The organism is Pseudomonas sp. (assembly GCF_030698175.1).
Lineage (GTDB): Bacteria > Pseudomonadota > Gammaproteobacteria > Pseudomonadales > Pseudomonadaceae > Aquipseudomonas.
This window is the reverse complement of the sequence record NZ_JAUYNT010000029.1, coordinates 367260-392526: the sequence shown is the minus strand read 5'-3', so window position 1 is coordinate 392526 and position 25267 is coordinate 367260. Positions and strand designations below refer to the sequence as shown.

The following is a 25267-nucleotide window of genomic DNA, read 5'->3' as shown; positions in this document are numbered from 1 at the left end:
CCTTTTTGTTTACTAGACTACCGCTATGCCATTTTGCCAGTACCGCCAAAATCGGCTTTACCGGCTGGCCCTTAGGGGGCGTTGTTTTACTAACTACTGGGGTAATCAGCCTATGCAATGGTTTACTGATCTGCGCATCGCTTACAAAACCGCCATAGTGCCGCTGGTGTTATGCATCTTACTGGTGGTGCTGGGGCTGGTCTCGACCTCGTCGTTGCGCAGTGTCGCCAGTGGTGTCGATGTAGTGACGCAAGACCTCGGCCCGAGCATGGACAACCTGGCGCAGATAACCGATGCCATGGCGCGCTTGCAACTCAGCGTGCGCCATTACGCGCGCAGCGCCGACCAAGGTTCCGAGCAGCAATTCAGCGAGCTTGATCAACGCCTGAACCTGGCGCTGCAGCAGGCGGATAAACGCATCCAGGATCCTCAGCGGCGGCAGTTGTTGGCTGAGATAGGGCGCCTGCACGGCGAGTACAGCCGCTTGTTTCGTGAGCAACTGGTGCCTATCAGTCAGCAGCGCCAGCAACTGATGGTCAGCCAGTTGGATGTGCATGGGCCGGCAGTCGAAAAAATTCTCTCCTCGGTACTGGAAAACGCGCAACAAGACTTCAACCTCGACGCGGTGTTTTATGCCAGTGCCGGCATGCGAAACCTGCTGCTGGGCAGTCAGTACCTTTACCAGTTTCTGCAAGAGAACCAGCCAGAGCAGGTCAAGGCGTTTCAGCGCGAGTTAGGCAATGCGCAAAATGTCATTACGGTACTGCGTGATCGCACCAGCAGTGACAGCAGCAAAGCCAAACTCAACCAAGCCTTGCAGACGCTCGATCTGTACAAGGCCGCCGCCAGTAAGTTGGTGTTGCTGGTGCAGGCCCGCAATGATGCCGTTTCGGCAATGGATAAGCTTGATCCGCAGATTGCCGATTTAGCCCAGCAATTACAGCAACATATTATGCAAGCCATGCAGGACGCCGCCCGTGCGGCAAACGCGACTGTGATCTCGGTGAGCCAGCTGTTTTGGGGCTTGGTGCTGGCCGCGATCTTGTTCGGTGGTTTGCTGGCCTATGGGGTTGGCAGCGCCTTGGTCCGCGCTTTGGGGCAAATCAATCGAATGCTGCAGGACATGGCGCAGGGCGAGGGCGACCTGACCAAACGTTTGCCGGTGCACGGCAAGGATGATTTGGGCCGCTTGGCCCTCAGTTTTAATACCTTTGTAGAAAAAATCCGTCGCACCGTGGCGTCGGTCGCGCAGGCGTCACACACTTTGGAGAGCGCCGCGCAGGTGTTGCAACTGAACGCCAAAGCGGCCGCCGCGGATGTTGAGCAACAACGCCATGAGAGTGCGCAAATTGCCGTGGCGATGTCCCAGGTGGCGGCCAGCGCCGCGCAGGTGGCCGACACCGCGCAGTTAGCCGCAAAGCTGTCTCTTGATGCGCGCCAATCCGCCGACCTTGGTCTGAGTCGGGTGCAGTCCAATAATGCGTCGATGCTCAGCCTGACTGAAAAAGTCAACAAACTGGCTGGAGTGATTGAGTCATTACGCAGCGACAGCAGTCGGATTGATTCGGTGCTTGAAGTGATTCGCTCGATTGCCGAACAAACCAATTTGCTCGCCCTAAATGCCGCTATTGAAGCCGCGCGCGCGGGTGATCAAGGCCGTGGCTTTGCGGTGGTGGCCGATGAGGTGCGCTCATTAGCGCAGCGCACGCAGCACTCGACCAAAGAAATCCATCAAATCATTCAAGCTTTGCAGCAGCGCACGCTGGCTGCGATCGAGATGATGGCCGACAGCCAAACAGCAGTCAGTCACGCCAGTGCCAGCACCGAGCAAACCAGTGAGTCGTTGCAGGCGATTACCTCGGCGGTGGATGCCATCGACAGCAATATTCAGTCGATGGCCCGCGCCGCCAGTGAGCAAGCACGGGTCGCGACAGCGGTTGGTGTCGGGCTGGCGCGGGCTAACAGCATCAGTGAGCACACCGTCAGCACGGTTGCGCAAACCCGTGCGGCGGCCAGTAGCATCCTCGAGCTGGACAGCCAGTTAAGTCGCTTGATTGAGCAGTTTCAGACCTGAACTTAGTGTGTCCAAAGTGTTTGGACGGCTGCAGGGCAAACCCTGAGCAATGTTTTTTAGTCGGGCTGAACAGCCCGCACGCTATATAGTGGACGCCTGTTTACGCCTGGAGGTTGCATGCAGTTACCGGATTACTTTGCCGACTTATTGGCCGTCTGTTGGTTTGCCCTGTGTTGGTGGGGTTACACCCGTTATGCCCACTGGCAAGGCCTGCGCACGCCGTGTTTGTCGAGTGTGTTGCACCTGTACCGGGAGGATTGGATGCAGCGCTTATTGCTGCGTGACAATCGGATTGCCGACGCCAGTGTGATCGGTAATCTTGAGCGCAACGCCTCGTTTTTCGCCTCCAGCACGCTGGTTATTCTCGCCGGCGTGCTCACCGTACTGGGCTCCTCTGATCGCGCGGTGTCTTTGCTGGCGGATTTACCTTTGGTGGCGCCGGTCAGTCAGAGCGTTTCCGAGTTGAAGCTATTGTGCTTGGCGATTGTATTTGTCTACGCCTTCTTTACCTTCAGTTGGTGCATGCGCCAGTACAATTTTGCCGCCGTGTTAGTCGGTTCGGCGCCGATGGCGGGCGAGCGCAATGTGTCTGAACTGGAGCGTAAGGCGTTTGCCCAGCGTGCCGCCCGCGTTATCTCAATGGCCGCCAATACCTTCAACTTTGGCCTGCGCGCCTATTACTTTGGGATGGCGACTCTGGCGTGGTTCGTTAATCCTTGGTTTTTTATCTTGGTGACTGCAGGGGTGGTGCTGATTTTGTATCAGCGCGAGTTTCATTCCGATGTGTTGCAGGTGATGGGTTCGACCCAAGCGCCGGCGCTTGAGCCTCGCACAGACAAAAACGATTGATTTTTCCAGTACTTAGCGGTGCTTTGTCGGCGCAGGCAGTGACGAGCAGTTATGATGCGCGCCTGTTTTTTACCGCGAGATTTGATCCATGAGCGATAGCTCTATCCTTGGCCGTGCGCAGCAGTTTCTGACGGCCTTGCGCCATTGTCAGGTGCTTGGCATGCAAATCCATAGCGCCGTGCCCAGCGGGTTGACGCTGCGCCTGCCCTATAGCGCGCACATTGTCGGCAATCCCGAAACGGGCGTGATTCATGGTGGCGCCATTACCACGCTGATGGACACTACCTGCGGCATTGCTACCGTCTGTGTGCTGGCGGAGTTCGAGATTTGCCCAACCATCGACCTGCGCATTGACTACATGCGCGCCGCCAAACCCAACCAAGACGTGTTTGGTTTCGCCGAGTGTCATCGCGTCACCCCCGATATCATTTTCGTCCGTGGCTATGCCTATCAGGATGATGAGAGCGAGCCCATCGCCCATGTGGTCGGCACCTTTATGCGCATGGGAAAAACCAATAAATCGATGAAACTTGAGCAGCCGGGTGCTACGCAATGAGCGGTTTGAATCTCAATGAGTTGGTCCGCCAAGCCCAGGAAAAGAACGACTTCGATTCGCTGCTCAGTTTGATTCCTTACGCCAAGTTGATTGGCGTTGAGTGTCTGCGCCTGGGCGATGACCTGGTGTTTAGGCTGCCCGCCAACCGGGACAATATTGGCAACCCGACGCTGCCGGCGATTCATGGCGGCGTTATCGCCGGCTTTATGGAGCATGCGGCGATGTTGCATTTGCTGATGTTTATGGGCATCCCACATTTGCCTAAAATCATCGACTTCTCGATAGATTACCTGCGCGCCGGCCATTATCGTGACACCTACGCCCAGTGCCGTGTTTGGCGCCAGGGTCGGCGAGTGGCGAACGTTGCCATCACCGCTTGGCAAACCACACAAACCGAACCTATTGCCACCGCCCGTGCACACTTTAAGGTCGATGAGCCTTATGTCGCCCCGATGGATGCAAGCTAGCCCAGGTTTAAGGACAGGAATTTTCGATGGATGCGCTGCTGATTCTCAGTGGGTTACTGCTGATGCTGTTTGGCTTGGTCTGGTTGATCATGCTGGCGTTTGGCAGCAGCCTATTTTGGGGGCTTGGCAGTTTGTTTCCACCGCTGACGCTGGTTTACGTGGTGCGCCATTGGCGCATTGCCCGTAAGGCCGTGCTACTCAGTGCCCTGGGTGGCATCCCGTTGGTGGTGGGCTTTGTGTTGTTGGCCAGTAATGATCCGGCCCGCTTTGAGGCCATTGCCAGTCTGCGTTGGTTAACGCCTGCGCCAATCAAACCCAATGAGCTGGCGATTGAGTTGCGCGGGCAGTTGAATGGCGAGCCCTTTGCGCCGCAACAAGGCGAGCTAATCGATGGCGTGCTGAGCCTGCGCGAAGGTCAGGAGTTCTTTGCGCAGCGCGCGGTCAATATCCATTTGCCGACTATGATCAATGGCGCTGTGCATCTGAACGTATTACCGACCGATGCCCAGCCATTGCCCGACGTTGAGATCAGCTGGTTATTGCCTGAGCATGATTTGCCGGAAGCACGCCGTTTGAACCACGGCTACACGCTGTATCTCGATTTAAAACCCTTGGCGCCAAACAAAATGGTGGGTGATTTCCACTTGGTGTTGCCTGCGCAATTTAACACCACCCTCAGCGGTAAAATTGAGCTGTTTACCAATCGGTTGCGCTATATCGATGGCCAAGTGGATGCTCACTTTGATTCGCGCGACACCCTGAGTTACGTGCTGGAGGACTATTTACAACGCCGTTACGCCAGCCGCGCGGTACGGCTAGGCAAGCTGCCAGCGCTGAGTTTTCCGGCCAGCAGCTTGGAGCTTGAGGTCGAGGCGCTGGTCGATGGTCAGCCGCAATCGCTAACTCTGCTGTTAAGCAAAACCGAGGCCTATGGTTGGGCGGTGCAAGGTGATCAATATGCTCGTGTTGCTGAGCCTGCAGTGCTTACCCCCGCGCCCAGTGTCAGCAGTACAACCACGACGCCGTCGGTGCGCAGCACGGTTGATCGCCGGCTGCGGTTTTCCCTCGAGCGTCTGCAGCGCACCCCAGAGCAATACAGCAACCTGCTCATCCGGGTTACGACCGCACAGGGCAGTACCGCGCAAGGGCGTTTTGCCGGGATTAATGCCAATGGGCGGATTGTTATTCGTCGTGAAATTACTGGGCCAGGGGAGGCCAGCTATATTTTGCGTCCTGACGACATCAGCCAAATCGAGCTGCTTGAGCCCTAACGCTGCTCAGGGTTGTGCCTTTAACTGACAGGCGCTTGAAATCCAGGGCCAAGCCCCCATCTTGATGACATCCGTCGCCGTTGCGGCTTATGCCATTAGTGTGGAGTTCAAAGCGTATGAGTGTCGAAACTCAAAAAGAAACCCTTGGCTTTCAGACCGAAGTTAAACAGCTGCTGCAGCTGATGATTCACTCCTTGTATTCCAACAAGGAGATTTTTCTGCGCGAGCTGATTTCCAATGCCTCGGACGCCGCCGATAAGCTGCGCTTCGAAGCCTTGGCCAAGCCTGACTTGCTCGAAGGCGGCGACCCGCTAAAAATTCGGATTAGCTTCGACAAAGCCACCAAGACCGTCACCCTTGAAGACAATGGCATCGGCATGAGCCGCGAGGATGTGATTGCGCATCTGGGTACCATTGCCAAGTCGGGCACTGCCGACTTTATGAAAAACCTGTCCGGCGACCAGAAGAAAGACTCAACCCTGATCGGTCAGTTCGGTGTGGGCTTTTACTCGGCCTTTATCGTCGCCGACTTGGTTGAAGTCTTCACTCGTCGCGCCGGCTTGCCGGCCAGCGCGGGCGTGCATTGGAGCTCCAAAGGCGAGGGCGATTTCGAAGTGGCTACCGTTGAGCAAGCCGCTCGTGGCACGCGCATCGTCATGCACCTGAAATCCGGGGAAGAAGAATTCGCCGATGGTTGGCGTCTGCGCAACATCATCAAAAAGTATTCCGATCACATCGCCTTGCCCATCGAGTTGCCAAAAGAGCAGCACGGTGAAGAGCCCGCCAGCGAAGTCGAGTGGGAAACCGTCAACCGCGCCAGCGCCCTGTGGACCCGTCCACGGACTGAAATCGGCGACGAGGAATATCAAGAGTTCTACAAGCACGTCTCCCATGACTTTGAGAACCCGCTGGCCTGGAGCCATAACAAGGTCGAGGGCAAGCTGGAATACAGCTCCTTGCTCTATGTGCCGGGTCGCGCGCCATTTGACCTGTATCAGCGCGAAGCGCCGCGTGGCTTGAAACTCTATGTGCAGCGCGTGTTCATCATGGATCAAGCCGATGAATTTTTGCCGCTGTACCTGCGCTTTATCAAAGGAGTAGTGGACTCCAACGACCTGTCGCTGAACATCTCGCGGGAGATTCTGCAGAAAGATCCGGTGATCGATTCGATGAAGTCAGCGCTGACCAAGCGCGTACTGGACATGCTGGAGAAACTGGCGAAAAACGAGCCTGAGAAATATCAGGGCTTCTGGAAAAACTTTGGCCAGGTGATCAAAGAAGGTCCGGCCGAAGACTTTGCCAACAAAGAGAAAATCGCCGGCCTGCTGCGCTTCTCCGCCACCAGCGATACCAGCGGCGAGCAAAGTGTCGCCTTGGCCGATTACCTGGCGCGGGCTAAAGAGGGCCAGGACAAGATTTACTTTCTGTCTGGCGAGAGCTTCGCCCAGGTTAAAAACAGCCCGCACCTTGAGGTCTTCCGCAAGAAAGGCATTGAAGTGCTGCTGTTGACCGATCGCATCGATGAGTGGCTGATGAGCTATCTCACCGAGTTCGACGGCAAGAGCTTTGTCGATGTAACCCGCGGTGATCTGGATCTGGGCAAACTCGACTCCGATGAAGAGAAGCAAGCCCAGGAAGAAGTCGCCAAGAGCAAAGAAGGCTTGCTCGAGCGTTTGAAAGCCACCTTGGCGGATGCCGTGAGCGAAGTGCGGGTTTCCCATCGCCTGACCGATTCGCCGGCCATTCTGGCCATTGGCGAGCAGGACATGGGCATGCAAATGCGCCAAATCCTCGAAGCCAGCGGGCAGAAAGTCCCGGAGTCGAAGCCGATCTTTGAGATCAACCCGGCGCACCCGCTAATCGAAAAACTGGATGCCGAGCAGAGTGAAGATCGCTTCGCCGACCTCACGCATATCCTCTTCGATCAGGCCGCCTTGGCCGCCGGCGACAGCTTGAAAGATCCGGCGACTTACGTACGCCGCTTGAACAAGCTGCTGGTTGAATTGACCGTCTAACGACTAAGTCTAATCAACCTGCAAACGGGGCCTTTTTGGCTCCGTTTGCATTTATGCAGAGCCAAAATTTGCGTGCTGTTTGCTACTTGATGTGGCCCCAACTGTCATATGGCTGTCATGTCAGTGTCATACGCTGGGTCATCCTCAATCCACTTTAAAACGGGAAGCAAGCATGCACTCTATTCGTCTGATAACCCTGGCCGGAAGCCTCTTGTTGTCTGGTTTTGCTAGTGCGCAAGTGCGTGTAGAAGGGCCGGTTGAATACGGCATTTTCAACAGCGAGTATCAGGATTTTCAGCCCGGCGAACGGGTGCTGACCCACACCAATCAGACGATTGAAACCACTACCAATATTCCGGCCAAGCTTGGCATGAAGTTCGGTATGCGCTATAGCCTGACGGGCAAAATCGCTAAGGATCAACCGCTGACCTTGCTTTACCTCACGCCTGGGGTGACGACCCCGGATGGCTTGCGGCACGACAAGTTCGTCGTCGAGCAAACCCTGCTAGCGAATTCACCGCAAGATTTGATGGCGTTTGAGTTCACCGAAAATTACGAAATGGTGCCTGGCGAATGGCATTTTATGGTGTTTCAGGGTGATCGACTGTTGGCTGAACAACGCTTTAACGTTCGCTAATTATCAGCCATAAAAAACGGCGCTCCTCACGGGCGCCGTTTTTTATGCGGGTAATTATTTATTCTTCCATCTGGCCCATGGCGGTGGTGTTGAAACCGCCATCGACGTAGAGGATTTCACCGCTGATGCCGGAGGCCAGGTCCGAGCAGAGGAAGGCGCCGGCGTTGCCGACTTCTTCGATGGTGACGTTGCGGCGCAGCGGGGTTTGCTTCTGGTTGGCCGCCAGCATTTTGCGGAAGTTTTTGATGCCAGAGGCGGCGAGGGTGCGGATCGGGCCGGCCGATACTGCGTTGACTCGGGTGCCCTCAGGGCCGAGGCTGCCAGCCAGATAGCGCACGCCGGCTTCCAGGCTGGCTTTGGCCATGCCCATCACGTTGTAGTTAGGCATGGTGCGTTCGGCGCCCAGGTACGACAGGGTCAGGATGCTGCCATTACGGCCCTGCATCATCGGCCGGCCGGCCTTGGCCAGGGCGACCAGGCTGTAGGCGCTGATGTCGTGGGCAATGCGGAAACCTTCACGGGTGGTGACTTCGGTGAAGTCGCCATCCAGTTGATCGCCCGGGGCGAAGCCTACCGAGTGGACGATGATGTCCAGCGCATCCCATTTTTTACTAAGCGACTCGAATACCGCGGCGATGTCGGCGTCGTTGGCCACGTCGCAGGGAAAGCACAGTTCGGCATTGGAGCCCCAGCCGGCGGCGTATTCTTCTACCCGGCCTTTGAGCTTGTCGTTCTGATAGGTGAAGGCCAGTTCGGCACCTTCGCGGTGCATGGCTTCGGCGATGCCTGAGGCAATCGACAGTTTGCTGGCGACGCCAACTATTAGTACGCGTTTACCGGCGAGAAAACCCATGGTGCTATCCCTCTTGCTGTTTTCAGGTTGTTGTTTACAAGAATCAGGCGGTTGTCTGCGGCGCCATCAAGGCCGCCTCGAGTAACTGCTGGGTGTAAAGATGTTGCGGTGCGGCAAAAATAGTGGCTGCCGGACCTTGTTCAACGACCTGGCCTTGCTTGATCACCAGCAACTGGTGACTGAGCGCCCGGACCACCGCCAGGTCATGGCTGATAAACAGATACGTCAGGTTGTACTTACTCTGCAAACTGCGCAGTAACTCGACCACTTGGCGCTGCACTGTACGGTCCAGCGCGGAAGTTGGCTCATCCAGCAGGATCAGCTCCGGCTTGAGTACCAAGGCCCGGGCAATTGCAATGCGCTGGCGTTGTCCGCCAGAAAACTCATGGGGATAACGGTGGCGCGTCTCGGGGTCCAGGCCGACTTCGAGCATGGCGGCAATGATCGCCTGCTGTTGTTCTGCCTCGCTGCCCATCTGATGAATCTCTAATCCCTCACCAATAATCTGGCTCACCGACATGCGTGGACTGAGGCTGCCATAGGGGTCTTGAAACACCACCTGCATTTGCCGGCGAAACGGCCGGATGGCACTTTGCGACAAGCCTTGCAGCGATTCACCGCGGTAGCGGATCGCGCCTTGGCTGTTGAGCAAACGCAAAATTGCCAAGCCCAGGGTCGACTTCCCCGAACCACTCTCGCCAACAATGCCCAGGGTTTGTCCCTGCGACAGACTAAAACTAACCCCGTCGAGGGCCTTTACATGATCTACCGTACGGCGCAGCAAGCCTTTTTTGATCGGAAACCAGACCCGTAAATCTTCAACTTCCAGCTGTGTACTGCCAGGCACATTGGCCACCGGCTCACCGCGCGGCTCGGCGCCGAGCAGTTCCTGGGTATAAGGATGCTGCGGGGCGCGGAACAGTTCGGCGCAATCTGCCTGTTCGACGACGCGACCGTGCTGCATGACACATACCCGCTGGGCAATTCTGCGCACCAGGTTGAGATCATGGCTAATCAGCAGCATCGACATGCCTAAACGCGCCTGTAAATCCTTGAGCAATTGCAGGATTTTCAGCTGCACGGTGACGTCCAGGGCGGTGGTCGGCTCATCGGCAATCAGTAGTTCTGGCTCGTTGGCCAGCGCCATGGCGATCATCACCCGCTGGCGTTGCCCGCCCGATAACTCATGGGGATAAGCCTTCAGGCGTTTCGCTGGCTCATTGATGCCGACCAGCTCCAGCAGCTCCAGGGTGCGGCGGCTGGCGGCTTTGCCGGTCAGGCCTTTGTGCAGGCGCAGCACTTCATTAATTTGTTTCTCGATGCTGTGCAGCGGATTGAGCGAGGTCATCGGCTCTTGGAACACCATGGCGATTTTATTACCACGGATGCCGCGCAGCTTGGCCTCGCTGATTTTCAGTAAATTTTGCCCGGCATAGGTGATGCTGCCCGCCGGATGACGTGCCAAGGGGTAGGGCAGCAGGCGCAGGATCGAGTGGGCGGTGACCGATTTGCCCGAGCCGCTTTCGCCGACTATGGCCAGGGTTTCCCCGCGGCGGATATCGAAACTGACGCCCTCAACCACCCGCTGAAGCTGATCGCCACTGACAAACTCGACCGCCAGGTCGCGCACTTCGATCAAGTTGTCGCTGCTCGGGCTCTGGTTGCTATGGGGCTTAAAACTAAACTGCTCGCTCATATTATTTCCTAGGATCAAATGCATCGCGGGCAGCTTCGCCAATAAATACCAGCAAGCTCAACATCAGGCCAAGCACCGCAAAGGCGCTGATGCCCAGCCAAGGTGCCTGCAGGTTGGACTTGGCTTGCGCCATCAATTCGCCCAGGGACGGCGCGCCTGCCGGCAGGCCAAACCCGAGAAAGTCCAAGGCGGTCAGGGTGCCAATGGCGCCGGTCAGAATGAACGGCATAAAGGTCATGGTGGAGATCATCGCGTTGGGCAAAATATGCCGGTACATGATGGCGCCATTGCGCATGCCCAGTGCGCGGGCGGCGCGCACATACTCCAGGTTGCGGCCACGGAGGAACTCGGCGCGTACCACATCGACCAAACTCATCCAGGAAAACAGCAGCATGATGCCCAGCAGCCACCAGAAATTGGGCTGCACGAAACTGGCCAGAATAATCAGCAAATACAGCACCGGCAGCCCCGACCAGACCTCTAAGAAGCGCTGACCGAGCAAGTCTACCCAGCCGCCGTAAAAGCCCTGTAGCGCGCCGGCAAATACGCCAATGATTGAGCTGAACAGGGTCAGCGTCAGGGCAAACAATACGGTGATGCGAAACCCGTAGATCAGCCGCGCCAACACGTCACGAGCCTGGTCATCACTGCCCAGCCAGTTGGCAGCTGAGGGCGGGGCCGGGGCCGGGACCCTGAGGTCGTAGTTGATGCTGTTGTAGCTGAACGGGATGACCGGCCAGAGCATCCAGCCGTCTTTGGCGCTGATCAGTTCGCGTACATAGGGGCTCTTGTAGTTGGCTTCCAGGGGGAACTCGCCGCCAAACACGGTTTCTGGATAGCGCTTGGCAATGGGAAAGTACCAGTCGCCCTGATACTCCAGCAGCAGCGGTTTATCGTTGGCGATTAACTCGGCGCCCAGGCTCAGGGTGAATAGAGCCATAAACAGCCAGAGCGACCACCAGCCGCGTTTATTGGCTTTAAAGCGGGTAAAACGCCGGCGATTGAGGGGAGACAGGGCCATCTCAATTCTCCCGGCTGCTGAAGTCGATGCGCGGATCGACCAGGGTATAGGTGATGTCGCTGATCAGTTTCATGATTAAGCCGAACAGGGAGAAGATAAACAAAGTGCCAAACACCACCGGATAGTCGCGGTTGACGATCGACTCGAAACCCAGCAGGCCGAGGCCGTCGAGGGAAAAGATCACCTCGATCAGCATCGAGCCGGTAAAGAAAATCCCCAGCATCGCCGCCGGCAATCCGGCGATCACCAGCAGCATCGCATTGCGGAAAATATGCCCGTACAGCACGGCGTTTTCGGTCAGGCCTTTGGCGCGGGCGGTGACCACGTATTGCTTGTTGATCTCATCGAGAAAGCTGTTTTTGGTCAGGAAGGTCAGGGTCGCGAAGTTGCCAATTACCAGGGCGGTGACCGGCAGCGCCAGGTGCCAAAAGTAGTCGCCAATTTTGCCCAGCAGGCTCAGTTCATCGAAGTTGTTGGAGGTCAGGCCGCGCAGCGGGAACCAGTCAAAGTAACTGCCGCCGGCAAACACCACGATCAACAAGATGGCGAACAGAAAACCGGGAATCGCGTAGCCGATGATGATCGCCGAGCTGGTCCAGATATCGAAAGTGCTGTTGTGGCGGGTGGCCTTGGCAATCCCCAGGGGGATGGAAATCAGGTAGGTGATTAACGCGCTCCACAGTCCCAGGGAGATCGACACCGGCATCTTCTCGATTATCAGGTCGGTGACCTTAGCATCGCGGAAAAAGCTTTCGCCAAAGTCCAGGTGCAGGTAGTTCACCAGCATCAGCCAGAAGCGCTCGGTGGCCGGTTTATCGAAGCCGTACATGTGCTCGATTTCGCTGATCAGCTCAGGGTCCAGGCCCTGTGCGCCGCGGTAGTTGGAACCGCCCACGGCGACCTCGGAGCCGCCGCCGGAGATGCGCCCAGTGGCACCACCGGCCGCAGCTTCAAAGCCTTCGAGCTTGGCGATCATCTGCTCGACCGGGCCGCCGGGTGCGGCTTGGACGATCAGAAAATTGATCAGCAAAATGCCAAATAGAGTGGGGATGATCAGCAGCAAACGACGAACAATATAGGTCAGCATCTTATTGCTCCGTGCTTGCAGATTGAGCCGCTGGCGCCGGCTCGGCAGTCGGCTTCGCCCACCAGGTCATCAGGCCAAGGTCATACAGGGGCGTTACCTTGGGGTGCTCAAAGTGGCTCCAGTAAGCCACTCGCCAGGTTTTGATATGCCAGTTGGGGATCACGTAGTAACCCCACTGCAGGGCGCGGTCGAGGGCTTTGCTGTGGTCAATCAGGTTTTGCCGGGAGTCGGCATTAATCAGGCCCTCGACCAGGCTGTCGATGGCCTGATCTTGCAGGCCAATAAAATTGCGGCTGCCGGGTTTGTCGGCGCTGGAGGAGTGCCAATACTCGCGCTGCTCATTGCCGGGGGAGTTGGACTGGCCGAAGCCGCCGACTATCAGGTCGTAGTCGCGCGAACGCAGGCGGGTGATGTACTGCGACACATCGACCCGGCGAATTTCCAGCTCGATGCCGAGGTCGGCCAGGTTGCGTTTGAACGGCAGCAGCACTCGTTCGAAATCGATCTGGGCGAGCAAGAATTCAAACTTCACCGGTTTGCCGCTGGCGTCGACCATATGGTCATCGACAATTTTCCAGCCGGCTTCTTGCAGCAATTGGTAAGCGCGCCGCTGCTGGTCGCGAATGATGCCGCTGGCATCGCTGGTCGGCAGGCTAAAGGCTTGGGTGAATAATTGCGGATTGAGTTTGTCGCGCAATGGCTCGAGGATTTTCAGTTCATCGCCAGTCGGCAGACCATTGGCGGCCAGCTCGGAGTTTTCGAAGTAGCTGCGGGTACGGGTGTAGGCGCCGTTAAACAGTTGCTTGTTGGTCCATTCGAAGTCCAGTAGCAGACTCAGCGCCTCGCGCACGCGGCGGTCTTGAAAAATCGGCCGACGAATATTGAAGACAAAGCCCTGCATGCCGGTGGGATTAAGGTTGAGGATTTGCTCCTTGAGCAGGCGACCGTCATTCACCGCCGGGGTGTTATAGGCCGTGGCCCAGTTCTTGGCACTGATCTCCAACCAAAAATCAAACTGCCCAGCCTTCAGGGCTTCCAGGGCCACGCTGCTGTCGCGGTAGTAGTCGATGACCAGGTTGTCGAAGTTGTAAAAGCCGCGGTTGACCGGCAGGTCTTTGCCCCACCAGTCCTTAACCCGCTCATAACTGATGCTGCGCCCAGGCTCCACTTTGGCCACCCGATAGGGGCCGCTGCCCACCGGGATCTCCAGATTGCCTTTGGTGAAGTCGCGGTTGGCCCACCAGTGCTTGGGCAGCACGGCCAATTGGCCGAGGATCAACGGCAGTTCGCGGTTGTTGCTGCGTTTGAAATCAAAGCGCACCCGCAGTGGGTCTTCGGCGGTGGCTTTGGCGACATCGGCGTAGTAGCCCTTGTACTGCGGTGCGCCATCTTTCATCAGGGTTTCAAAGCTAAACACCACGTCGGCGGCGGTAACTGGTTGGCCGTCACTGAACCGCGCCTCTGGGCGCAGATAAAAACGCACCCAGGTTTTGTCCGGCGCCACCTCGATTTTACCGGCCAGCAGGCCGTACTCGGTAAAGGGCTCATCCAGACTATGGCGAGTCAGGGTGTCGTAAATCAGGCCGATGTCGTCGGCGGCCACGCCTTTGTTGATAAAGGGATTAAGGCTGTCAAACCCCCCCAGGCCGGATTGGCGCAAAGTGCCGCCCTTGGGCGCATCCGGGTTTACAAACTCGAAGTGGTTAAAGTTGCTCGGGTATTTGGGCGGCTCGCCGTAGAGGGTGATGGCATGCTGGCCGGCAGCCTGGGCCAAGCAACTGACCATGGCCAGCAGGCTGGCGGTGCGCACTAGCAACGTGCGTAGAGGAAGCGTCATAACCGGTTCTCCGAAGGCGTTAGCCACCAGGCACGCAGCCCTAAGGTGTAGGGCGGCGTGGATAAAAAACTAAAACGCTTGCGGTAGGCAAGCCGGTGCTTATTCAGGTACCAATTGGGAATGCTGTAATGCTGCCACAGCAGCACCCGGTCGAGGGCACGGGTGCTGGCGACTTGTTCATCGCGGCTGTGAGCGACCAGTAGTTTGTCGAGCAGTGCATCGACCACTGGGTTGTTGATGCCCGCATAATTTTTGCCACCCTTGATGTTGACCTGGCTTGAGTGAAAGTACAGCCGCTGCTCAAGACCAGGGCTAAGGCTTTGCGGCAGGGTGGTTAGAATCATATCGAAGTCATATTGATCCAGGCGTTGTTTGTACTGGGCCGGGTCAACCGTGCGCAGGTTGACCTCGATACCAATGCGCGCAAGGTTCTCGGCATAGGGTTGAAAGATCCGCTCCAGATTGGGATTAACCAGCAAAATCTCAAAACGCAGCGGCTCGCCACGGGCGTTTAGCAGGCGTTGGCCGGAAAGCGTCCATCCGGCGGCTTTAAATAGACGCAGAGCGCTGCGCAAAGTTTCCCGTGGAATGCCATTGCCGCTGGTTTGCGGCATGCTAAAGGGATGGGTAAACAGCGCCTTGGGTAATCGTTCACGATAGGGGGCCAGCAGCAACCACTCGCGCCCTTCGGGTTTGCCGGTGGCGGCAAAGTCACTGTTGGGGTAGTAGCTGCTGGCGCGCAGATAGGCATCGTTAAACAGCGTGCGATTGGTCCACTCAAAGTCAAATAACAAGCCCAGCGCTTGGCGCACGTGACGCTGGGCAAAGGCGGGGCGGCGCTGGTTCATCATCAACGCTTGGGTTTGTGCCGGGATTTGGTGGGGGATTTCGGCGCGGATAATGTCCCCCCGGGCTACCGCCGGAAACTGATAACCACTGCTCCAGTTTTTCGCCTGATGTTCGATATAAAAATCGAATTCACCGGCTTTAAAGGCCTCGAAGGCGACATTGCTGTCGCGATAAAACTCGACCTCGACTCGCGCAAAGTTGTACTTGCCACGGTTGACCGGCAGGTTTGCGCCCCACCAGTTTTTCACGTGGGTAAATACCAGGCGCTGCCCAGGAATTACCTGGGTGATGCGATACGGGCCGCTGCCCAGCGGTGGCTCGAAGGTGGTGGCTTTAAAATCGCGATTCTTCCAGTAGTGCTGCGGCAAAACCGGCAACTCACCAAGGTGCAGAATCAGCAGCGGATTGTTGGCTTGCTTGAAGACGAAGCGAATGCGCTGGCGGTCGAGAATGTCGACGCGTTTGACCTCTTGCAGATTGGTCCGGTATCGCGGATGCCCCTGCTTGATCAGCAGCCGATAAGAGAAGGCCACGTCATAGGCGGTGATGGGCACACCGTCATGAAACACCGCTTCCGGGCGCAGGTTAAACACCACCCAGCTACGGTCTGGGCCGTATTCCAGCGACTGGGCAATCAGGCCATAGCTGGAGGAGGGCTCATCTCCAGAGGGGTCATATTGGCCAGTCCCCACCATCAGCGGCTCATTGAATTCACTCACCCCGTATTGCCAGTAGCCCGGTGTTGAGATGGGGCTGCTGCCTTTAAAGGTATAGGGGTTGAGGGTATCGAAGGTGCCGGACGCCATCAGCCGCACAGTGCCGCCTTTTGGGGCGCTGGGATTGACCCAGTCAAAGTGAGTAAAGGATTCGGGGTATTTGAGTTCGCCAAATTGCGCATAGCCATGATTTTGGCTGATGCTGGCCTGCGCGCTGCCGCTCATCAATAAGACAGTTAGCAGCAGGCAGTTGATCGCGCGCCTGGCTGCGCGGTTGTGCGCGACGCAACAATTGCTCAGCAAGCTGGTTAACAGGAGGGGGCGCATTAGGCGCAAATGGCGATCCATGGCAGGTTTTTGAGCTTCTTGAACCTTACAGTAACAGCTTGTATCAACAGGAAAAAGACTGGCTGTTTGGCTGGCGGTGCCATCATTTTGACTACACTGAGCAAAACAACTGAGGGTTCTCTGGTGGAGCAAGGAAGTTATGGTTTACAGGCATGGCTGGAGCGTTTAAACGACTCCGATTTGCCGGCGCTGGCGGCGGTGGTAGTGGATTTACAGCGCATGGCCGAAAACGACAGCGCCTCGGTGCAGCAATTGGCCGATGTGTTGCTGCGCGATGCCTCCCTGACTTCCAAGGTGCTGCGGGTGGCCAATAGCGTTTATTACAATCCGGCCAAAGAAAACATTCGGACCATTTCGCGGGCCATAGTGCTGACCGGTTTTGAGAGTATTCGTCTGATCAGTCTGTCGGTCAGTTTGATTGATGGTTTGCTTAGCCGCGCACCGCGTTATCAGCTGCCAGAATTATTGGCCCGCTCTTTTCACGCCGCCGTGCAGGCGCGCAATGTCGCCGGTTACCTGATGTCGAAAAATCAGGAAGAGGTGTTTATCGCAGCCCTCTTGCATCATCTGGGCGAGTTGGCGTTTTGGGGTTGCGGTGGTGCTCAGGCGGATGAGTTAGGTGATGCCTTGGCTGAGCCTGGCGTGGATGTCAGCGCGGCGGTGCTGAAAGTCTTAGGCACCAGTTTTAGTCAGTTGACCCAAGGTTTGGTCAAAAGCTGGAATCTTGGCTCGGTGGCTAATCTGGCCCATGAGCCTGGCAGCGCCAAGACCCCCGCCGCGCTGGCGGTGCATCTGGGGGTGCGGATTAGCGAAGTGGCCTTGGACGGTTGGGACTCGCCAGAAATGGAAGACCTGGTGCAGCAATTTGCCGTATTGACCGATATTTCCACTGAGGATGCCATGCAGCAAGTGCTGGCCAGCGCCGAGGAAACGGTCAAGGTCGCGGCCACCTTTGGTGCCAGCAAGCTGTGTCAGTTGATTCCCAATACCGATCCTGAGCAAATCCGCATCCAGCGCGAGCAGCGCAAAGCGCGCTTGCTGCAACCTAACCTACAGACGATGCAGCAAGCCTTACAGGATCTTGGCTTGATGATTTCCGCCCGCGCCGATGTTGGGCTGATACTCGATACTTTGCTCAAAGGCCTGCATCAGGGGGCGGGGCTGGAGCGGGTGATGTTGGCGGTGCTGGCCGATGGTCAAACCCGTTTTCGGGTAAAACGCGCGGCGGGCGAGGGCACTCAAGCCTGGCTGAGCGACTTTCAGTTGCCGGTTGAGCCGCACGCCGAGCCGCATATCTTCAGTTATGTGTTGCGCAATAAAGAGGCGATTTGGATGGGGGTGCCGGCCAGCTATAACTTTAACGACCTGGTGTCCTTGCCGATGCGGCAAAGTCTCGGTTCAGGCATGTTTTTTATCGCGCCGTTGCTGGCCGGTAAACGTGAAATCGGCGTGCTTTATGCCGATTGCCGGCTATCCGGGCGCGCCCTTAAACATGAACAGTTCGTGGCCTTTAAGCGCTTTACCGAGCTGACTGGCCGCTGCCTCGAGGCGCTGAGCCAGCGCAAATAGTTATTTGTCGGTATACAGGGTCAGGGTCTGGCCGAGCTTAAGGGCGTGGGTGGTGCTGGGGTTCCAGTTTTGCAGTTGCTGCAAATCGACCTTAAAACGCTTGGCGATCTGGTACAGCGAATCGCCCTGTTGCACCTTGTAATAAGTCACCATTTGCCGGTTGGCAGCTTTGCTCGAGAGGTTGGTTTTACTCGCGCTCTTGCTGCTGGCAAGGCTCTTGAGTGCGGCGGTCACCGGGCTCTTGCTCTCCTGCAAAACCAAGACTTGCCCCAGTTTTAGGCGGCTGTTAGACAACTTATTCCAGCGCTGCAGTTCCTGGATTTTAACCTTCTGCTGTTTGGCAATACTGTCCAGGCTGTCGCCTTTGCGCACCACATAGCGCTGTGGGGTTTTGTTTATGAGTGGTTCGCGAGGCTCTGGCTGCGGGCTAAAGGTTTGCCCTGGCGCAACGGCAATGCTCAGTACTTGCCCAGGTTTTAGATGATTGCTGGCCAACTGGTTGAGGTCTTTGATGCTGTCAGTTGAGGTTTTGTAGCGATTGGCAATGCTGGCCAGGTTTTCACCTTTGCGAACCCGGTGCTGACGCCAGTCAAGTTGCTCCTGGGGCTTCATCAGCAATAAGTTCGCGGCAAGCAATTCGGCTTTTTCACTGGGCACCAATACGTGCTGTGGGCCGTCAATGGTTACGCCTTTTTTGAAGGCCGGATTGAGCTGAATGATTTCCGCTTCTTCAACCTGGGCCATTTCGGCAACGCTGGACAACTGCAGGCGTTGCTTGAACTCCACCACTTCAAAGTAAGGCTGATTGGCAATCGGGTTGAGGTCGATGCCATAGGCTTGCGGGCTGTTGATCACTTGCGACAGGGCCAACAACTTTGGCACGTAGTCTTGGGTTTCTTTGGGCAGCGACAGGTTCCAGTAATCGGTCGGCAAACCGAGCTTCTGGTTGCGCTCAATGGCCCGGCTGACAGTGCCTTCGCCGGAGTTATACGCGGCCAAGGCGAGCAGCCAATCGCCGTTGAACATGTCATGCAGGCGGGTGAGGTAACTCATCGCAGCATGGGTTGAGGCCATGATGTCGCGACGGCCGTCATACCAGTTGGTCTGGCGCAAATTAAAGCTGCGTCCGGTCGCCGGGATAAACTGCCAGATACCAGCGGCGTTAGCGGGCGAATAGGCCAGTGGGTTGTAGGCGCTTTCAATTATTGGCAGCAGCGCCAACTCCATGGGCATGTTGCGTTCATCGAGTTGCTCGACCACATAATGAATATAGGGACTGCCGCGTTGGCTCGACCTTTCAACCGACACTGGATTGCTGGCAAACCACAGGCGCTGGCGCTCAATGCGTGGGTTGATGCCGATTTCGTCCTGTAACTGGTAACCGCTGCGAATGCGCTCCCAAACATCGGTCGGCTCTTGCGGTTTAGCGGTTTCGCTCCAGTTGATGGGCTGTTCAAGCGCCTGATGGTCGCTGTCAACTTGCGGACTGGGAGGGCGGTTGCCTTGCACCTGGCAGCCGGCCAAGGTCAGTGCGATGCACACACAGAGTGTCCGCCCGCTACGTGCAAATGCCTTTGGGTCGATGGTTTTGCGAGTCGAACTGGGCATTAGTAGGAGGGTGGTCCACGCGGAAAGTGTGGCGATTCTAGGAATCGCCTCCGGGGTGGTCAAGCTATCCTGGTTGGCGCGGCTTGAGCTGGGCTGGCTCAAAAGTGGTTTTTCCACGCCCGCAAGCTGGCAAATACGGCCTCTGCGTTGGCGTGCTGGCAATTGTCCCGCTGGTCGATTTGTTGTTTCACGGTGTTTTCATGGCAGCGTAAAAAAGGGTTGGTGGCATGCTCCAACGCCAGGGTGGAGGGCAGCGTAGTGTGTCCTTCGGCCCGCAAGGCGGTGACGCTGGCTAAACGTTGGGCAATCTCGGGGTTGTGCGGCTCAACGGCCTGGGCAAAGCGCAGGTTGCTCAGGGTGTATTCATGGGTGCAGTAAATCAGGGTGTTGCTCGGCAGTTGCGCCAGGCGCTGCAGGGAGTGGTGCATTTGCGCCGGTGTGCCTTCAAACAACCGGCCACAACCGCCGGCAAATAAGGTGTCGCCACAAAACAGCAGTGGCTCCTCGGCCGCATGGTAATAGGCGATATGGCCGAGGGTATGGCCGGGGACTTCGAGCACTTTAAAGTCGAGGCCGAGCACCTCAATGCAATCGCCTTCAAGCAGCGCCAGATCGCGCCCTGGAATACTTTCTTTGGCCGGGCCAAGCACGCGGGCGCCAGAGTGGGCTTTTAATTGCAGCACGCCGCCAATGTGGTCGGGGTGGTGGTGAGTGATTAAAATGTCAGTTAATTGCCAGTCGGGATGCGCCGCCAGCCAAGCCAAAACCGGCGCAGCATCACCCGGATCAACTACGGCGCAGCGTTTGCTCAGTGGCTCTTGCAGCAGCCACAGGTAGTTGTCGGTAAAGGCGGGCAGAGCATCAATTACGATCATGGCCAGGTTCGCTAAGCTTAAGTGATGGCGCATCTTAGCAGTCCGTTGAAAAATGTAGCGAGCGACGGCTAGGCAAGGCGAAACCAGCCGAAAAAGCGCAGTGTACGAGCTGTACATGAGCATTTTGAGGCTGATTTCAACGCTGCATAGCCGAGCGCAGTAGTTTTTCAACGGACTGCTAGGCCTATAGCATGATGTCGGGCTATGCCTTGCACGCTGCAACCAAGGTTGAGGAGAGGAGCATGTTCGAGCAACCGTTCGCCCAAGCAGATATTGACTGGTTAGAGTTGCAGGACCAAGCGCGGCACTGGCTGGCCGGCCCACTGGGGCAATTGCTGTTGGCCGATCAGCAACGTTTGCTGGAAACCGAATTGGCGCGGTTCTTTGGCGGTTATCTGGTGCATTACGGGCCCGAGATCGCCGCCTTACCCAGTGCCACGCAGATCCAGCGCAGTGTGCGGCTTGGCGCGCCGTTTAGCGGGGTCGAGATTGCCTGCGAAGAGCAAGCTTGGCCATTGAGTGAGCATGCAGCGGATGTGGTGGTGCTGCAACACGGGCTGGACTTCAGTCTTTCCCCCCATGGCCTGTTGCGCGAGGCGGCCCGCAGTGTGCGTCCCGGCGGACACTTGCTGATCGTCGGAATTAACCCGTGGAGCAGTTGGGGTTTGCGCCATTTAATCGCCCGCGATGGCCTGCGCCAAGCCCGTTGCATTGCCCCGGCACGGGTTACCGACTGGTTGCGCTTGTTGGGGTTTGCGCTGGAGAAACGCCGCTTCGGGTGCTATCGTCCGCCGCTTTCTGGGTCCGGCTGGCAAGCGCGCTTGGCCGGTTTGGAGCGTTTCGGCGGTGCCGGGCAAATACCCGGTGGCGGCTTCTATTTATTAGTGGCGCGAAAATTAGTGGTTGGCTTGCGGCCCTTGCGTCAGCCCCGGCGGGCGGCAATGGGCAAGCTGCTGCCGATGCCGGTGGCCAAGGTCAGTCGACGTGATTCTGAGAAGTAAAACTAAACATGAGTGAACAAATCGAGATTTTCACCGACGGTGCCTGCAAAGGTAATCCGGGACCGGGCGGCTGGGGTGCCTTGCTGATTTTCAAGGGTGTCGAAAAAGAGCTGTGGGGCGGCGAAGCGGCCACCACCAATAATCGCATGGAGTTGATGGCGGCCATTTGTGCCTTGGCCGAACTCAAGCGCGAATGCCAAGTGCGCTTGGTGACTGACTCGCAATATGTCATGCAAGGCATCCAGGAATGGATGCCGAACTGGAAAAAACGCGGTTGGAAGACCGCCGCCAAGCAACCAGTCAAGAACGTTGACTTGTGGCAGCGCCTCGATGAGCAAGTCCAGCGTCATCAGATCACCTGGCAATGGGTGCGTGGTCATACCGGCCATCCGGGTAACGAGCGGGCCGATCAACTGGCCAATCGTGGCGTGGATGAACTGAAATTGCGTTAGCAGATCGTTGAAAAACTACTGCGCTAGGCTATGCGGCGTTGAAATCAGCCTCGGAGTGCTCATTTACAACCCGTAAACTGCGCCTCCTCGGCTGACTTCGCCTTGCCTAGCCGTCGCTCGCTACCTTTTTCAACAAACTGCCAGGAGTTTTTTTATGCGTAGCGTCGTCCTCGATACAGAAACCACCGGCATGCCGGTCACCGATGGTCATCGCATCATCGAAATCGGCTGTGTTGAACTACAGGGCCGCAAGCTGACGGGCCGGCACTTTCATGTCTACCTGCAGCCGGATCGGGACATCGATGAGGGTGCTCTTGCGGTGCACGGCATTACCTCCGAATTTCTGACCGGTAAACCGCGTTTTCGTGAGGTCGCCGATGAGTTTTTTGAGTTCGTCAAAGGCGCGCAGTTAATCATCCATAACGCCGCTTTCGACCTGGGCTTTCTTAACAACGAGTTTGCCTTGCTCGGTCAGCAAGAGCGTAGCGATCTCAGCGAGCACTGCACGGTACTGGATACCTTGATGCTGGCCCGTGGTCGCCATCCGGGCCAGCGCAACAATCTCGATGCTCTGTGCAAACGCTATGGCGTGGATAACTCCGGGCGCGATCTGCACGGCGCCTTGCTGGATGCCGAGATTCTCGCCGACGTTTATTTAGCCATGACCGGCGGCCAGACCAGTTTGTTATTGGCCGGCAACGCCAGTGATGGCGAAGACTCGGGTAACAGTCAGCAGGCCAGTGAAATTCGTCGCTTGCCGGCAGAGCGTAAACTCACCCAGGTGATTCGCGCCAGCGAAGCCGAATTGGCTGAACATGCCGCACGCTTGGCGATCATTGCCAAAGCTGCGGGTGCACCGGCGTTGTGGGCGCAACTCGAGGCACCCGCGAGCGAGGGTTAAGCGGCGCAGAGTTATCGCCTCGCGACTTTTTCGTACAGTCTGACGCTTGTGGGGTTTCGCCGTTTGGGGCCAGCCTCTAACCTGAGGCGATAGGCAGCATCTGACTGCCCGCCTCAGGACGCCACAATGTATAAAGACTTAAAATTCCCCGTCCTTATCGTGCACCGCGACATCAAGGCCGACACCGTTGCCGGTGATCGGGTGCGCGCCATAGCCCGCGAACTTGAGCAGGACGGTTTCAGCATTCTCTCCAGCGCCACCTCGGCGGAAGGCCGTATCGTCGCCTCGACCCACCATGGTTTGGCCTGCATTTTAGTGGCCGCCGAAGGTGCCGGGGAAAATCGGCACTTGCTCGAAGACATGGTCGAGCTGATTCGAGTGGCACGTTTGCGGGCCCCGCACTTGCCGATTTTTGCCTTGGGCGAGCAGGTAACCATCGAGAACGCCCCGGCCGAGGCCATGGCCGACCTCAATCAGTTGCGCGGCATTCTGTATCTGTATGAGGACACGGTGTCGTTCCTGGCGCGGCAAGTCGCTAGGGCTGCGCGCAATTACCTTGAACGACTGTTGCCGCCCTTTTTCAAGGCGCTGGTGCGCCATACCTCGGAGTCCAATTACTCCTGGCACACCCCTGGCCACGGCGGTGGCGTGGCCTATCGCAAGAGCCCGGTGGGCCAAGCCTTTCACCAGTTTTTCGGCGAGAACACGCTGCGCTCGGACCTTTCTGTGTCGGTGCCCGAACTCGGCTCCTTGCTCGATCACACCGGTCCCCTGGCCGAGGCCGAGGCCCGGGCTGCGCGCAATTTTGGCGCCGACCACACTTTCTTCGTGATTAACGGCACCTCGACGGCGAACAAGATCGTTTGGCACTCGATGGTGGCCCGCGATGATTTGGTCTTGGTGGATCGCAACTGCCACAAGTCGATTTTGCATTCGATTATCATGACCGGCGCCATCCCGCTGTACCTGTGCCCGACGCGCAACGAACTGGGCATCATCGGCCCCATTCCGTTATCTGAATTTAGCCGTGAAGCGATCCAGGCCAAGATCGACGCCAGCCCGCTGGCCCGTGGCCGCGAGCCCAAGGTTAAGTTGGCGGTGATCACCAACTCGACTTACGACGGCCTCTGTTACAACGCCGAGCTGATCAAGCAAACCCTGGCCGGTAGCGTCGAAGTGCTGCACTTTGACGAGGCCTGGTATGCCCATGCAGCCTTTCACGAGTTCTATGCCGGCCGTTATGGCATGGGCACCAGCCGTGAGGAAAACGCCCCGCTGGTGTTTACCACCCACTCGACCCACAAAATGTTAGCGGCGTTTAGCCAGGCGTCGATGATTCATGTGCAAGACGGCGGCGCGCGCCAGCTCGACCGCGACCGCTTTAATGACGCCTTTATGATGCACATCTCCACCTCGCCGCAGTACAGCATCATCGCCTCTTTGGATGTGGCTTCGGCAATGATGGAAGGCCCGGCTGGGCGCTCGCTGATCCAGGAAACTTTCGATGAGGCGCAAAGCTTTCGCCGCGCTCTGGCCAATCTCAGTCAAAATCTGCCGCCGAATGATTGGTGGTTCAGCATTTGGCAGCCAACCATGCCCGAGGGTGTGGAGCCGACCGCCACCGCCGATTGGTTGCTGACACCGGGCGCAGACTGGCATGGCTTTGACGAGGTGGCCGATGATTATGTGTTGCTCGATCCAATCAAGGTCACGCTGGTCACGCCGGGCTTGACCGCCGGCGGCGCGCTGAGTGATTGCGGGATTCCGGCGGCGGTGGTCAGCAAGTTCCTCTGGGAGCGGGGCTTGGTGGTGGAAAAAACCGGGTTGTATTCCTTCTTGGTGTTGTTCTCCATGGGCATCACCAAGGGTAAGTGGAGCACGCTGCTGACCGAGTTGCTCGAGTTCAAGCGGCGCTACGACAGCAATGCCGCGTTGCTTGACGTTCTACCCTCAATCGCTACTGCCGGCGGCGGGCGCTACAACGGCATGGGCTTGCGCGATCTGTGTGATCAGTTGCACAGCTGCTACCGCGAAAACGCCACCGCTAAGGCGCTCAAACGCATGTACACGGTGCTGCCGGAAATCGCCCTCAAGCCGGCTGACGCCTATGACAAGTTAGTCCGTCGCGAGATCGAGGCGGTGCCGGTTGATCAACTCGAAGGACGCATCGCGGCGGTGATGTTAGTGCCCTATCCGCCGGGTATTCCGTTGATTATGCCGGGTGAGCGTTTCACCCAAGCGACGCGCTCAATTATTGATTATCTGGAGTTTGCCAAGACTTTTGATCGCAGCTTCCCAGGCTTTGATTCGGACGTGCATGGCTTACAGCATCAAGACACTGCGCAGGGTCGTAGCTATAGCGTCGACTGTATTAAGGAGTAAATCAGCCTGGCTGTTCAGGCGCATTTGCATGCGGCTGAACAGCCAGATAGAAAACCGCAAATACAATTCGCAGCCCTTGCCTGACTTGTGCAGGATCAAGGAGTTAAGGCTAGTATTGAAAAAACGACTCGAAGTGTGAGTGCGTGTCCTAGATCACAGTGGCCAGCATCGACATTTAGCTCATGCTTGTTATAGTTGGACGA

19 protein-coding genes and 2 pseudogenes are annotated in these 25267 nt (G+C 57.2%); 13 read left to right on the top strand and 8 right to left on the bottom strand.

Annotation, left to right across the window (positions count from 1 at the left end; translation table 11 throughout):
* Positions 1-25: 25 nt before the first annotated feature.
* From Q8R10_RS20945 to Q8R10_RS17070, 8 genes and pseudogenes are all read left to right on the top strand, one after another.
* Positions 26-1216, top strand: a pseudogene (locus Q8R10_RS20945) (HAMP domain-containing protein); the annotation flags it as partial.
* A gap of 342 nt (positions 1217-1558) precedes the next feature.
* A pseudogene (locus tag Q8R10_RS20940) lies at positions 1559-2074 on the top strand (methyl-accepting chemotaxis protein); the annotation flags it as partial.
* Between the two features lie 117 nt (positions 2075-2191).
* Positions 2192-2923 (top strand): DUF599 domain-containing protein, encoded by a 732-nt coding sequence (locus Q8R10_RS17095; protein ID WP_305655051.1) that lies wholly within the window; start codon positions 2192-2194, stop codon positions 2921-2923.
* Between the two features lie 88 nt (positions 2924-3011).
* Positions 3012-3479 (top strand): PaaI family thioesterase, encoded by a 468-nt coding sequence (locus Q8R10_RS17090; RefSeq protein WP_305655050.1) that lies wholly within the window; start codon positions 3012-3014, stop codon positions 3477-3479.
* Positions 3476-3946, top strand: a complete 471-nt coding sequence (locus Q8R10_RS17085; protein ID WP_305655049.1) for a PaaI family thioesterase — start codon at positions 3476-3478, stop codon at positions 3944-3946. The genes Q8R10_RS17090 and Q8R10_RS17085 overlap by 4 nt, the downstream gene beginning before the upstream one ends.
* A gap of 26 nt (positions 3947-3972) precedes the next feature.
* A complete protein-coding gene (locus Q8R10_RS17080) occupies positions 3973-5217 on the top strand; it encodes an MFS transporter (protein ID WP_305655048.1) in 1245 nt (414 codons plus the stop codon).
* A 116-nt stretch (positions 5218-5333) separates the two neighbouring features.
* Positions 5334-7232 carry a molecular chaperone HtpG gene (gene htpG / locus Q8R10_RS17075; RefSeq protein WP_305655047.1) on the top strand — a complete coding sequence of 633 codons (1899 nt, stop codon included), beginning with the start codon at positions 5334-5336 and terminating at the stop codon, positions 7230-7232.
* Positions 7233-7404: 172 nt separating this feature from the next.
* Positions 7405-7869 carry a DUF3859 domain-containing protein gene (locus Q8R10_RS17070; protein WP_305655046.1) on the top strand — a complete coding sequence of 155 codons (465 nt, stop codon included), beginning with the start codon at positions 7405-7407 and terminating at the stop codon, positions 7867-7869.
* A 58-nt stretch (positions 7870-7927) separates the two neighbouring features.
* Here Q8R10_RS17070 and fabI read toward each other — a convergent pair whose 3' ends face one another.
* From fabI to Q8R10_RS17040, 6 genes are read right to left on the bottom strand one after another with little or no spacing between them, the layout of a single operon-like run.
* Positions 7928-8722 carry an enoyl-ACP reductase FabI gene (fabI, locus tag Q8R10_RS17065; RefSeq protein WP_305655045.1) on the bottom strand — a complete coding sequence of 265 codons (795 nt, stop codon included), beginning with the start codon at positions 8720-8722 and terminating at the stop codon, positions 7928-7930.
* A gap of 43 nt (positions 8723-8765) precedes the next feature.
* Positions 8766-10418 (bottom strand): ABC transporter ATP-binding protein, encoded by a 1653-nt coding sequence (locus tag Q8R10_RS17060; protein WP_305655044.1) that lies wholly within the window; start codon positions 10416-10418, stop codon positions 8766-8768.
* Between the two features lies 1 nt (position 10419).
* The gene (locus Q8R10_RS17055; protein ID WP_305655043.1) at positions 10420-11439 is read right to left on the bottom strand and encodes an ABC transporter permease; all 1020 of its coding nucleotides are present in this window, start codon (positions 11437-11439) and stop codon (positions 10420-10422) included.
* A gap of 1 nt (position 11440) precedes the next feature.
* Positions 11441-12526, bottom strand: coding sequence for a microcin C ABC transporter permease YejB (locus Q8R10_RS17050; RefSeq protein WP_305655042.1), 1086 nt, complete (start codon positions 12524-12526; stop codon positions 11441-11443).
* Between the two features lies 1 nt (position 12527).
* Positions 12528-14363: an extracellular solute-binding protein gene (locus Q8R10_RS17045; protein WP_305655041.1), complete on the bottom strand. Its 1836-nt coding sequence runs from the start codon at positions 14361-14363 to the stop codon at positions 12528-12530.
* On the bottom strand, positions 14360-16153 hold the full coding sequence (locus tag Q8R10_RS17040) for an extracellular solute-binding protein (RefSeq protein ID WP_305655040.1): 1794 nt from the start codon (positions 16151-16153) through the stop codon (positions 14360-14362). Before Q8R10_RS17040 ends, Q8R10_RS17045 begins: the two co-directional genes overlap by 4 nt.
* A gap of 246 nt (positions 16154-16399) precedes the next feature.
* Here Q8R10_RS17040 and Q8R10_RS17035 point away from each other — a divergent pair, with 246 nt between their 5' ends.
* Positions 16400-17845: an HDOD domain-containing protein gene (locus Q8R10_RS17035; protein ID WP_305655039.1), complete on the top strand. Its 1446-nt coding sequence runs from the start codon at positions 16400-16402 to the stop codon at positions 17843-17845.
* On the opposite strand, the gene Q8R10_RS17030 is transcribed toward Q8R10_RS17035, so the two are convergent.
* Both Q8R10_RS17030 and gloB read right to left on the bottom strand, forming a co-directional pair.
* Complete coding sequence (locus tag Q8R10_RS17030) at positions 17846-19453, bottom strand: lytic transglycosylase domain-containing protein (protein ID WP_305655038.1); 1608 nt, start codon at positions 19451-19453, stop codon at positions 17846-17848. It abuts the gene before it with no gap.
* 98 nt (positions 19454-19551) lie between these two features.
* Positions 19552-20328 (bottom strand): hydroxyacylglutathione hydrolase, encoded by a 777-nt coding sequence (gene gloB, locus Q8R10_RS17025; RefSeq protein WP_305655037.1) that lies wholly within the window; start codon positions 20326-20328, stop codon positions 19552-19554.
* A gap of 242 nt (positions 20329-20570) precedes the next feature.
* Between gloB and Q8R10_RS17020 the strand changes: the two genes are divergently transcribed.
* The 4 genes from Q8R10_RS17020 to Q8R10_RS17005 all read left to right on the top strand — a co-directional run bounded on the left by Q8R10_RS17020 (position 20571) and on the right by Q8R10_RS17005 (position 25064).
* Positions 20571-21329: a class I SAM-dependent methyltransferase gene (locus Q8R10_RS17020; protein ID WP_305655036.1), complete on the top strand. Its 759-nt coding sequence runs from the start codon at positions 20571-20573 to the stop codon at positions 21327-21329.
* A gap of 8 nt (positions 21330-21337) precedes the next feature.
* Positions 21338-21781, top strand: a complete 444-nt coding sequence (rnhA, locus tag Q8R10_RS17015; RefSeq protein WP_305655035.1) for a ribonuclease HI — start codon at positions 21338-21340, stop codon at positions 21779-21781.
* A 154-nt stretch (positions 21782-21935) separates the two neighbouring features.
* A complete protein-coding gene (gene dnaQ, locus Q8R10_RS17010; RefSeq protein WP_305655034.1) occupies positions 21936-22682 on the top strand; it encodes a DNA polymerase III subunit epsilon in 747 nt (248 codons plus the stop codon).
* Between the two features lie 126 nt (positions 22683-22808).
* Complete coding sequence (locus Q8R10_RS17005) at positions 22809-25064, top strand: arginine/lysine/ornithine decarboxylase (RefSeq protein ID WP_305655033.1); 2256 nt, start codon at positions 22809-22811, stop codon at positions 25062-25064.
* Positions 25065-25267: the final 203 nt, after the last annotated feature.